This window comes from Deltaproteobacteria bacterium (assembly GCA_018668695.1).
GTDB lineage: Bacteria > Myxococcota > XYA12-FULL-58-9 > XYA12-FULL-58-9 > JABJBS01 > JABJBS01.
The window spans coordinates 1-9230 of record JABJBS010000271.1 but is presented as its reverse complement, the minus strand read 5'-3'; the positions used below and the strand labels follow the sequence as shown (position 1 = coordinate 9230).

General features: G+C 49.9%; 7 protein-coding genes. 3 read left to right on the top strand and 4 right to left on the bottom strand.

The window, feature by feature from the left end:
* The 3 genes from HOK28_14515 to HOK28_14505 all read right to left on the bottom strand — a co-directional run.
* Positions 1–2339 (bottom strand): hypothetical protein (locus HOK28_14515; GenBank protein ID MBT6434308.1); only part of this gene is annotated, 2339 nt, incomplete at its 3' end.
* 251 nt (positions 2340–2590) lie between these two features.
* Positions 2591–4054 carry a hypothetical protein gene (locus HOK28_14510; protein MBT6434307.1) on the bottom strand — a complete coding sequence of 488 codons (1464 nt, stop codon included), beginning with the start codon at positions 4052–4054 and terminating at the stop codon, positions 2591–2593.
* 307 nt (positions 4055–4361) lie between these two features.
* Entirely contained in the window at positions 4362–5423 is a 1062-nt protein-coding gene (locus HOK28_14505) for a class I SAM-dependent methyltransferase (GenBank protein MBT6434306.1), read from the bottom strand.
* Between the two features lie 204 nt (positions 5424–5627).
* Here HOK28_14505 and HOK28_14500 point away from each other — a divergent pair, with 204 nt between their 5' ends.
* The gene (locus HOK28_14500; protein ID MBT6434305.1) at positions 5628–6215 is read left to right on the top strand and encodes a TetR/AcrR family transcriptional regulator; all 588 of its coding nucleotides are present in this window, start codon (positions 5628–5630) and stop codon (positions 6213–6215) included.
* 223 nt (positions 6216–6438) lie between these two features.
* Entirely contained in the window at positions 6439–7506 is a 1068-nt protein-coding gene (locus HOK28_14495; GenBank protein MBT6434304.1) for an MBL fold metallo-hydrolase, read from the top strand.
* 88 nt (positions 7507–7594) lie between these two features.
* Here HOK28_14495 and HOK28_14490 read toward each other — a convergent pair whose 3' ends face one another.
* Positions 7595–8686, bottom strand: a complete 1092-nt coding sequence (locus tag HOK28_14490) for a hypothetical protein (protein MBT6434303.1) — start codon at positions 8684–8686, stop codon at positions 7595–7597.
* 171 nt (positions 8687–8857) lie between these two features.
* Between HOK28_14490 and HOK28_14485 the strand changes: the two genes are divergently transcribed.
* Positions 8858–9230 (top strand): hypothetical protein (locus HOK28_14485; protein MBT6434302.1); only part of this gene is annotated, 373 nt, incomplete at its 3' end.

Here is a 9230-nt window from a genome sequence, read left to right as displayed (position 1 = left end):
GCCAGTCTGAGACTTAATGTGCTTACACCGTAAGGGCAATCATCACCGGTATTTAAAATACCATCGTTAAAAGTTAGGCTCCACTGCGAGCCAGCCTCATTGCGCCACCACAAGCTTGCCCCGTCCCACTCAACGCTCACTGAATGCCAACCGTTTTCTGCTGGAATCCGTTCATACGCGCCCAATATTTGTTCACGTGTGAGAGTCTCAATCATCAGCTGCTCTTCTGAAGCGCACCGCCCGGTGGTACTTTTCTCTTGGTTCACCACCACTGGTACATAACCCACTTCAAGGCCACTTGGAGGTGTAACAATAAGAGCCGGATCAAATGAAGCCAATGCACCCTCACCGGGGCTTGGAAGATAGTCTTGCTCAATAGACCAATGCGTGTGGATTTTCTCTACGATGGATTGCAGATTGTTCTTCTCAGTATCTGTCCAGTTAAATTGCTGAAACACCGGCTGATCGATAAACCGGTACCATCGATAGGTGACGGAAGAGCAGTCGGCCAAAGTAACTTCATAGGTATTCAGTAGAGGCCCTGGGCTTGCCCAAGCTCCCTCTAAGTTACCCACCGTATAGGGGCTCGGTGTATCCGAAGGCTCCCGAAATTCCTTGTGATGCAATAGAGTCTCCCAAGGAACCTCAGAAGCTTCTACCGCAACCCTACTATTTCCCTCATGCCTAAAATACTGAGGAAACTTTCCAAAACCACCTTCACCGGGCTCACTCCATTCCAAGCCAAAAACATTTCCATCAAATACAGTTGGCGTGGCCTTCTCGTTGATGCCAGTGATTGAGATATCATTCTGGCTATACGTGACCGGCCAAGTGGAAACAGAGGGTTGGTATTGGCTGGCACTGGACATCGTTCCCGAAGGTGCCTCGCCGCCATTCTTCCAGCTCTCTACGCCGTTAAAGAGTGCCTGCTTGGAGTAGAAGGTGACGTCGCGCACCAAGACTGTCTTGTTCTCTTCGTTTATCGGAAATTGCAAAACGGGAATCTTGGAGTAGCGAACTCCTGCGCTATCAATCGACTGAAACTGTGGGACCGTATTGATTTCCATGGAACCCGCCAAGCCATCTCGTATGGGCCGCGCATCCAAGCCGCGCCCATGGTCAAACGGATAATCACGTGAGATTTTGCTCCAGGTCTCGGGTAGGTAATAGGCCAATGGCCCTTTGAAATTTTCTGAGTTTAAAAAGAGCGTCCAGTTTTGATTCCCGGTTGGCTGAGGGTCAGAACGCGCCTCTGTAAGTGGCAGAGCAATATAACCATACCCAACCAGCTCACCACGTGGCTCGCCCTCAAAGGGTAAACCATCGGGCGGTATAAGCATTCGGTTACTCAGTTGAGCAATGCCCAGGAGGTTATCGGACAAAGGAGAAGAAGACCCAAAGAAGGGCCAACCCGGTGATGCGATCTGGTTGTTATAACAATCTGGTGTTGCATTCATACTGTACTTTGGCGGGCCATAATGAAACCGGTTTCCTGCCCAATAACCCAAGCCACCCTCCATCGTTTGAAACACATCCTGGTAAGTTGGGGCGCGCTCCGGCCAGTTGTCTCGTGCCATGGTGCCCACCGGACAAAGCGGCTCGGAAACGTTGTCGGAATTGTTGGGTGTAAACCATGTTCCGGGCAACCCTATTTGAAAGTTGGCGATAGGCTTTTCAATTAAAGACCAAACAGAAGAATAGAAACTTGCTCCGTAACGGTAAGTCTCTGGTGTGAAGCTCGAATAACTTCCAATGTAGCCATGAAGTCCCCGTGACGAATATTGAGTAAGGTCAGTTATTGAAAACTCTATCGTCGCCCCATTGTTACTTTCATCGGCTTCCAAAATACCGCAGTTCCAATCCGCTAGAACCTGGGCGCTGTGGGTACCGGATTGCGCTATCGGTTGCATAACCGAAATATCGAAGAGTCCACGACTCGTTAGAGAAACCGTTTCGTTGGAGCCGATGTTGGGTACAGAGATAACGCCATCCACCTCCTCCGCCGCGCATGGCTCAGCTATGGTCTGATTAAACACAAAACCAATTTCTATATCGGTTGCGGCGACGCCGCCTTGATTGGTTACTTCCACCAAAAACTCATGGGTCGTTGAGTTGTAGGTAAAAGACTCAATCAACAAATCGGAGCATGGGTTGCCGGACTCGGCGCTGCAATCCATACAAGACGCACCGTCTCCATCGCAGACATTACAACTGTCGTAAACGCCACTTAAACATGCCGCGGGCTCGCTCGATTCAGAACCACTGCAGCCTGGTGAAAATACCGTGCAAAATACAGCCAGAATCACCAACATCACGAATGCTTGCTTATCGATAGTCACTCAAAACTCCCAGGGCAGAGTCTCTCTCGTCCGAAACGAACAGCTGAACTCTTTTCAATCCTCGTGGACCGAAAAAAAGTTCGGACGACAAGACGCGCTTGTTAACCCATAAGACCATGTTTTTAGGCCCCTGAAAACAAGCTCAGCCAACCCATAAAGATTTCAAAGAATACACACGTTGGAAAGCCGGCGAAGAATTCACCGGCGGCATGGGGAGTTTAAGGTCTTTTAAAGCCACCTCAGAATCAAAATTAATCCTCGGAGAATTCGCAGATACCTGCACTGACCGCAGCTTCAGAACCATCGTAAGCTGCAATGGTCGTATTGTACTCCTGAATATATGTATCCATATCGGACACGTTCATTTCGAGCGCGGCATTCCCTGCATCAACGGAAATTGTGCGAGCAGCAAAATCACGTAGGGCTGACCAGTAGCAAACTCCGCGATCTACAGGCGCTGTGGTCTTCTCATAATGCAAGATGAACGGGCGAAAAAACTCATCAATGGTAAAAGCATTATCTCCGCCTACGGAGCCGTCGTTATGCAGCAACGTCTTGTAGAGCTGAGAGTTCTCATACGGTCCCAAAGCTTCAAATTGATTGTCACAACTATTAACCAACGTCATCAAATCAGCTGGGTTAGAGTCGTAGGTATCGATAAATGCCTGGTACTCGCAGCAACGCGGTTCGCCAGCGCTCTCGCAGTCAGACACCGTGGTTTCCGCGACCAATGGATACTCGGCCCAATGGTTCGGGTTAAGAAATGAGTCGTAGCGTTCGAGACTACCATTAGCACCGACGATATCCAGATCTCGCTTAGCGTAGAAGTATTGGTAGAATCGCAGATCAGCTACCGTTAGCTTGCGGTCCAAGACTGTTGAAGAGAACGTGGAATCATTAAGGATGTTTTCATAGGTTTCCCGCTCACCATCACCCGTGAGTACACCGAGCGTCGTAAGATAAGACTTTACCCAATCCGCAACCGAACCATTGTGACTCGCACAGGCTGTACCTTCTATAATCGGCGCTATCTCTTCGTCGCAAGTGATCACAGGCGTTGGCTCGGCCAAACAATCTAACATCACTTCGTAATGCTGCAGGTAAGCCGGGAGACACTGGTGAGTGGTATCCAAAATGTCTTGAGCAAATGAATCACTTAAATCACGAACCACATCTTCGGAGTCGGTGATGCCCTCTTGCAGACCTTGCTCGTAAACAAATTCGCTCAACGCTTCAAAGGTAAGAACTTGGTCATCACCTTGGGTGAGAGAACTCATATCCCACGCCGAAGGATTGAACTGATAAACAACGAGGTCACCCTCTTCGAGCGCTTCTTCGTCGCCGTCCATGCTTTTTGCAACACCTCGTACGATTCCTTCATCGTGGTCGAAACCACATAGGATGGCACGGCCCGCTACAGCACCTCGCATCACGTCAGGACTGCCATCACAGGCAACATCCGCGCTGCTGTCTACTTCAACATTTACTTGCTCTTCAGTGTCATCATCGACTTCGGTATCGCTATCATCCGTGCCGGTTTCAGTCCCGTCTGGATCTGTGTTGTCGTCTGTTTCATCGGGAGTTGTGTCGTTACCCTCGCCCACATCGGTAACTTGTGGCTCGTCACCGGTGCTTGTTTCATCGTCTGAGCCGCTGCACGCAGCAAACAAAAGACAACAAGAAATCACCAAAGATAGATGGCCGATAAACTTCATTCCTAGACTCCCAATACTTTTCAAAACAGAGTGGATAACCCGTGGGTAGTGTACTCGATGAGACCTACAATGCCAATGTGATTCAAACCCACAAACTAAAACATCGAGTGGATAAAAAAGGGAGAGGAAGAATCGTATGCACACGGTTTTAATGGATTAATTTAACCTATGGGATCTCGGCGGAGGTACACGACCATCTTGGCTTAGAGCTGGTCACGCCCAGCACTTGGTCAAGCTCGAGATAAACTAAGATTTATCGCTTTAAAGGCTTCGGCAAGGTGGTAGCCACCTGCCCTGATAATCAGCCTTATGCAGGTTTCTCAGCGACGATTCGCCAGTTTAAGTCGGCAATATTGGCCTTTTCAGCGGTCGTCCACGACTCGCCACCGGTCTGCAGTAAGTTCAGTGACTCTTCCACCCACGGCGGCATGAGGCCCATTTTCTCTAGGCCCCGAATCGCTCGGCGTGCCGTGAGAATTAAATCTCTCTTTTGTTCACAGATTGGCCAGGCTGCACTCTTTGATGGAGCGGAAAGAATAATATTGAAGCCAGCCCTTTCAAGCGCCGCGCATACATCAGCCGGATACATCGATTGCGTAGCCGCAAGAGTTGGCAAGTATGATTTATGCAAAGTCACGTGCTCCTGATTGTCCCAGTCAAAGTGAGGAGTCAAAAGATACTCCGCACAGGAGTACCGAGCACCAGGTTTGAGCACGCGATGCATTTCTTTAGCGTGGTCATCAAGTTCCTCTTTTTTGAAGAAGGGCCACACGGCCTGAACAGAGTAACAACCATCAAAGCTCTCGGAATCATACGCCAGCGGCTCGTGGTGATTTCCAACCTGGAAATGCAAGCGGTCCTCCATATTGCACTCGTTTGCCCAACTGACGGCACTCTCGAGCTGATTGGCGTCGATGTTGTATCCAGAAACCTTACCGCCCGTGCTTGTCGCAAGATGATACGCCACTCGCCCTCGTCCACAACCCATATCTAAGAGGTGGGAGCCGCTTGGGTCACTGAGATTAAGCTCCTTAAGCATGTCTTGCTCGCAGAGTAACTGGTTGCCGTAGAGCCCTTGGTTTTCATCAAGCTGCGGCGGGATGTAGAGCTTTTCCAGATCGAACACTGAGAGCATATTGTTGAGTACTTTGTAATAAGCCGCCACTGCTCGGGTTTCATCTTCTGTTTTGGTAGGCTCACCGTTTTGCATGCTCTGAAAAAATTTATAGGCATCGATACAAGCCTGCTTGTCTTCTTGAGGCAGCGTCACCAATCGCTTGATGCCGGTAAACGATGTTTTGGCTCTATACCAGTTGGCCTTCAAGCCTTTGTTTTCGCGCTGTAAATAATTCTGAATCGATAGAGCCATTTGCGTTCCCTTTAAAGTAAAGCCATGCGCCACGCGCTTTAGGCTTCGTCTTGAATGATTCCCGGATAAGCCCCCGTGGATGACTTGTCTCTTGGAATGCCCTCTGACGAGTTGCTTGGGCTGACATGACAGATTAACACATTGACATAAAGTGTAAATATGTAAATTATAGCCAAGAATGTTCAAGGAGTGAGGAAATACCCAGTGAGTAAGCCTGTTTGGTCTGGAAAAAGGCCCGCAAATGATAACGACGCAGAAGATCGCATCTGCATGGCGGCATTTGATTGCTTCAACCGGCTGAGCATTGAGCGCACCACAATGAGCGATATCGCTCGGACCGCCGGCATTACACGGCCTACCCTTTACAAATACTTCAAGAACAAAACCGACGTGGTCTTCACCGCTGTCGACAGAGAGGCCTACCGATTTGCCGAGTCGGTGGTGGCCCATGCAAAGCAATTCCCAACCATTGAAGAGCGTATCATCGAAACCATTGTTTATGTGGTGGCAGAGTTTCCCAAGGCACCCAACTTATCACTGGTTTTGCAGGATGGAATGGGAGAGACGTTACGCGCCCGCGCCTTCTCAGACGAAGCTACATTGGTATTCTCAGAAATGACCGCTGAACCTCTGATTGAAATTCGCCCAGACCTCGAAAAAGAGGGCGTAGAAATTACAGAAATCATGTCTCGCTTTGCTATCTCTATGATTCTCTTTCCCGGACAATACTCAACCGACCTTGATGGTCTTCGTCGATTGATAGTAAAACGTATCTTGCCAGGGCTAATCTAAGAAGTCTCTTCGAAGGTCCTCACCCAAGACGGGTTCTGCGAAATCCCGTCAGGCCGTGAGTATTTGTTTCTGCACATGTTGTAGAGAAAGTAGAAACATGAGCCGTACACGAAAATGGAAGTTCATTTTCTTAACAACGGTTGTATTGGCCGGTTTGGTTGGTTGCGTCTTGAGTACAGCCCAAGGCACCGGAGCCCTCGCCCACGGTGAGCGGCTCGAGCGCATGCAAGAATCCTCTCAATGGGATAAACTCGAAGAACGGTTCACCAATGTGTTGCCCCGCGTAAGACTTTCTTCCTTTGAAGCAACTTGGGATTTCTTCTTCGCTGGTTCTGCCACCCGTGAACCTGAGACTCCGCCCAAGGTTACACAACGCCGCGCCCAAGACTTTAGCGAGCTACCTACTTCAGGACTTCGCGTCACGTGGTTCGGCCACTCAACCATGCTTCTTGAGTTAGATGGTACACGAACCCTCATCGACCCCATGTGGTCCGAACGTGCCTCACCTTTTACGTGGGCTGGGCCCAAAAGATTCTATGCACCTCCCCTCGCACTTCAAGATTTACCGCCACTGGATGCCGTCATCATCTCTCATGACCACTACGACCACTTAGACAGCGAAACCGTGAAGTCCTTGGCATCACACGTCCCACTCTGGCTTGCCCCTCTTGGAGTAGGAGCTCACCTCAATGAATGGGGCATCCCCGACGAGAAAATTGTAGAGCTCGATTGGTGGGAGAGCCACAGCATAGGCGAAGTGAAACTCACCGCGACACCCTCGCGGCACTTTTCAGGCCGCTCCGTAACCTTCGGAGACCAAAATGCGACACTGTGGGCAGGCTGGGCTTGGACCGGGCCAACCCATCGCGCGTTTTACAGCGGCGACACCGCACTTCATCAAGAGTTTTCAACCATAGGTGAAAAGCTCGGCCCCTTCGATCTCACTATGATCGAGGCCGGCGCCTACAACCAAAGCTGGGCCGATGTACATTTGGGGCCTGAACAAGCAGTCCTGGCGCATCAACTTGTACGAGGTAAAGTGATGTTACCAGTGCACTGGGGACTCTTTAATCTCGCCCTTCATGGCTGGACCGAACCCGCAGAGCGAATCTTGGTAGCGGCTCAAAAGCTAGACGTTGATACTGTTTTCTTAGACCCTGGTGCCTCCTTCGATATTGCAAACGCTCCAAGTATCAGCCGGTGGTGGCCAGACCTCCCTTGGGAATCTGTAGAAGAGGCACCGGCATGGTCGAGTTCCGTGGAAAATCTTCAAGCACCGTTGCGGAACTGATCGGTGCAAAGCACAATATGGACGACAGAAAAAAATCCTCTCGGAAACGCATTCCCGAGAGGATTCTATAATCAATCGTCAATCACGTTTAGAATGGTAAACAACTCCAACCAATGCATGTTCGAGAATTATACGTCACGATCATTTCATAATAACCATCATCGCTCACTCCCTCCTCATACGTCTCATAACCACATTCGTATTCATAGGCTCCCCAGTACTCATCTTCTTCACATCCCTCACCATCGGGTGTTTCAAAAGTTGGAGCATCATCACCACCTGTAGGAACATCGACATCCGGACCATCACCCACGTCGGGCTCACACCAATAGTTGAGAGCGACAAAGGCTGCGCCGACAATGACTGCCGCAGCAGCGACACCAACAATTACTGGCGACTCAGCTATTACTACCCCTACAGTTAAAGTACCACCTGCTAGTCCCCCCAGCACACTGCCCTCAACCAAAGCGGCCAATCCTAACATCATATCGCCCAGTGCTGCTGCCGCGATTGGTCCGATTCCCGCACCGATCATACCGCCAGCCGTAATCGATGTCTCGAATCCATACGTACAAAGGTCAATAAAGGAATCGCCGCTGGCCCACATAGAGCCACCAATACTATCGACGACCGCACCATTCGCATCGTAGCTCGTATAATCATAGGAATTTCGACCAAGTGAACCTTCAATATGACCTGCATATTTTTCCGTGGTGAGTCCACCGCGCCTTGATTGAAAAGAACGCCACATTTTCGTTTCAAAATCGACTTTGTTTGTGGCTGAATTATAGTGCGAGCTTGTCTTTGTACGTAGGCTTGCAACATAACCATTTCGACAAAACGCACGACTCGACTGACAGGTGTTCTCGGTCATCATTAATGTTTGAATCGAGCCGTTGCTTTTCTTTTCCACAACATAGAAGTCACATGCGCCTTGCCGACGTGCGTCAGCGTCGCAGGTTCCCCACGTCAACATCTCACCTTTGACAAATTGCTCGGCATAACTCTCCGTGACACGGGTGCCATCATGCCAAACTACCGTACTTAATATCGTTCCAGCCGTCGACGCAGTACTGGTTGCCCGAACAGCTGTACCGGTCATTGCGCCACCCACTCGAGCGGCCCCCAAGACATTTGTACTCATCGCCATCAGCGCGAGCACCAAACCTAAATGTTTCACTACTAACTCCTTTTTATCTTTTCAGTAAAGATTCGGGAATGTATTCGTGATGCGCAGGATAACTCTGACATCCCTTGTAGGAATTCAGCAATGTATTGACTGACTGGAGTTTTGGCAGCGCTACCGCTAAAGTCTCGGCACTATTGAGACGCGTAACTTCAAGGACACATGATGAGCCAAACAACTTTCACCATCCCCAAGCAGTTTTGCGGACCACCTGGTTCAAGTAATGGTGGCTATTTTTGTGGCACCGTTGCATCGTTTTTTGACTATCCCGTAAGCATTCGTCTGAAGGCGCCGCCCCCACTCGATACCGAGATGCGTATTGAACACGGCGATGTTAAAGCACTGGTCCTAGCCGGCGACCAAATCATCGCTCAAGTGAGGCGAGCTGATGAAACACTAGAGCCCGCTCCTTTTATTTCCGTAAAAACGGCACAAGAGTGCAGCGAACAAGGGCTCGCAGGCTCACTGATCAACCACCCATTCCCAGGCTGCTTTGTTTGCGGGCCCAGTCGCGCATCAGGTGATGGTATGCGCATCT

Excerpts from the sequence above, each read along its gene's own strand:
- HOK28_14505 (MBT6434306.1), bottom strand. The coding sequence starts at position 5,423 with ATGGCTCTATCGATTCAGAATTATTTACAGCGCGAAAACAAAGGCTTG.
- HOK28_14495 (MBT6434304.1), top strand. The coding sequence starts at position 6,439 with ATGCAAGAATCCTCTCAATGGGATAAACTCGAAGAACGGTTCACCAAT.
- HOK28_14510 (MBT6434307.1), bottom strand. The coding sequence starts at position 4,054 with ATGAAGTTTATCGGCCATCTATCTTTGGTGATTTCTTGTTGTCTTTTG.